We start from the raw sequence: 706 nt of genomic DNA on the forward strand, positions 1-706 counted from the left end.
AGCTGGCGTTAGGCGTCAGTTCAGTTAATCAAATAACATTAGGAAAGATAAAAAAGTATGTTATCGGGTGTAAAGAAGGAAATTACGACCACTCCAATATCCTCACTATCGGCATTGTTTGGTGCAATCATTGCTGGTTTAGCTTTATATATGGCATGGTTGCAATACCCAGATAGCCGTACAATAAATAGAGAAACAGATTTCGGTACTCTAGAGACTGTTTTGGGAGTCAACATTAGCAACACACTAGTCATCATTTCTTTCTATGTATCTTTGACGGTTTGTTTTGCGATATTGACTAGATACCTTAGTAGCCGTCATAGCCTTGGTGCCACTTTTTTATCAATCGTTTTAGCGGCTGTGACAAACTTTCTAACAATGGTTGTGATTTACTTAAGCCCACCAAGAGAGTTAGATCATGAGCTATTTGTTAGTGCTAATGACTTAGTCCTATATAGTTCTCTGATTTTCTATCTTATGTTTTGTGGGCGCGCTGTGTTAATCGATCTATTGTCGCCTGAAAAAGCTGATGATGATGACAAATTTACCTCGAATATCGTGGGAGGGCTTTGGTTTGCTCTAATCATGGTCGTAATATGGTGTAAGTGTGTATTTGTTGGGCAAGAGCTGTTATCAGAAACTTTTTTACCGCCTATAACTCATCCTTCAATAGAGGAAGTAGCAGAAAATGCCTAACAAAAGCTTC

At 38.5% G+C, this 706-nt stretch carries 1 protein-coding gene; it reads left to right on the plus strand.

Annotated features, from left to right (window positions below):
* Nucleotides 1–57: 57 nt before the first annotated feature.
* Nucleotides 58–696, plus strand: coding sequence for a hypothetical protein (locus tag VPNCDNU1_RS28530; protein ID WP_104403508.1), 639 nt, complete (start codon nt 58–60; stop codon nt 694–696).
* Nucleotides 697–706 lie beyond the last annotated feature (10 nt).

This window comes from Vibrio penaeicida (genome assembly GCF_002933855.1).
GTDB classification, from domain to species: domain Bacteria; phylum Pseudomonadota; class Gammaproteobacteria; order Enterobacterales; family Vibrionaceae; genus Vibrio; species Vibrio penaeicida_A.